General features: G+C 58.6%; 1 protein-coding gene. It reads right to left on the bottom strand.

The genetic code is table 11. The annotated features are described in order from the left end of the window. On the bottom strand, positions 1–1821 hold a 1821-nt coding region (locus AC1DRJ_RS26240), incomplete at both ends, for an SDR family oxidoreductase (RefSeq protein WP_477804715.1).

The raw sequence follows: 1821 nt of genomic DNA, 5'->3' as shown, positions 1-1821 counted from the left end.
CCCCGCGCTCGCGAGCTCGCTCAAGAATCCGTTCGCCGACCCATTTGGACAGGTTGTAGCCGTTCTTGATGTAGATCGGCGGTGTCTGCGCGGCGGGCAATTCGAGCACCCGGCCCTCGGCGGTCATCGTGCTGGAAGCCGAGAGCGTAGAGACGAAATTGAAAACCTTTTTGCTGCGCCCTTCACACAACCTGAGGCACTCGAAAATAGGTTCGACGTTGTCCTGCGCCAGTGACTCGTAATCGAGCACGTGATTGACGTTGGCAGCGTTGTGCACCAGCGCGCCAAACTCTCGATCGAGGCGCTCGTAAACTTCATCGGACAGTCCCAGAGACGGACGAGTGATGTCTGCGGCATGCACCCGTACCCGGCTCAGGTCTAGATGCTCCAGGCGGTTCTCGCGCAGTGCATGGGCAAAGCGCTCAACCGCCGATCGCCCACCACCATCGCGCACCAGGCAGGCGACCTCAGTAGCGCCCCAACCCAGCAGCGCCTCGACAATGTGCACGCCGACAAAACTGTTGGCGCCGGTCACGATCACCTTGTGCACATCGCCCATTTGGCTGATGGGCAACGGCTGAATATCCAGCTCACGAAAGGCATCGGCCAAGGCCTTTCCGCTCAACACCTCTTCGGTGCCGGAGCCGCGCACCAAGGTCGCCAACTTCGCAATGGTCGGCAGTTCGATGAAGCGGTTGATCGAAATACTGCGACCGAATTTCTCACGCAATCGCAGCAACATGCGCGACAACAGGATCGAATGACCGCCTAGATTAAAGAAGCTTTCGTCAGTAGAAATGTCGCTGGCCGGCAGCTCCAGCAGTTCGGCCCAGATCTCCAGCAGCAGGGCCTCATCGGCATTAGCAGGTAAGCGTCGAGTCGTGTTTTCCTGAACGCTGACAGGCATTGCAAGCAGAGCTATGCGGTCAACTTTGCCATTGCTGGCGAAGGGCATGCTTTGTAGTTCGGTCCAGGCAACCGGCTGCATGTAGTCCGGCAAAAACTGCGACGCGTGAGCCTTCAAGGCTTCTCGAGCGATGCCGGGCCGGTCTTCCTGAGGTTGCGCGAGGAAGGCCAGAATGCGCCGATGACTGTCGATGACCACCGCCACCTGACGGTACAACTGGCTGTCACGCAGGCAGCATTCAATCTCTTCCGGTTCAACCCGAAAACCGCGTATCTTCACCTGGTGATCCCGTCGCCCACAAAGCTCGATGCCATCTTGGGCCCACTTCGCCATGTCGCCGGTGCGGTAGGCGCGCAGGCTCCGGCCGCTAGGCATATTCAGGTTCAGATAGCGCTCGGTGGTCTGCTGCRGATTGTTCAAATACCCCAGGCACACCCCCGGCCCGACGATGTACAACTCACCGACGGTTTGGTCCGCCACCGGTTGAAATTCTTCATCGAGAATCAGCACCTGACTGTTGGCAATCGGTGCGCCGAGGGTTCGATTGCTGTCGCCGGGACGCAACTGTTGCGCGGTAATCAGCACGGTGGCTTCGGTCGGGCCATAAAGGTTGTAGAGCTTGCCCTGGCGAGTCAGTTGCTCAATCACATAGGGTTCGCAAACGTCGCCTCCGGTCATCACATGATCCAGCCCCTGCAGCTGTTCCAGCGGCAGTATGCTCAACAGTGCCGGTGGCAGAAACGCGTGGCTGAGTTGGTGCTGTTGGATCAGCTCGACCAGTTGCAATGGATCGCGACGTTGATTGTCACTGGGCACGATCAGTTCGGCGCCTTGAAGCAGGGTCGGGAATATGTCGATCAGCGACGAGTCAAAACTCAACGACGAAAACTGCAATACTCGACTCTGCTCGGTGA

It is taken from the genome of Pseudomonas sp. P5_B2 (assembly GCF_056400445.1).
This window is presented reverse-complemented; position numbering and strand designations above follow the sequence as displayed.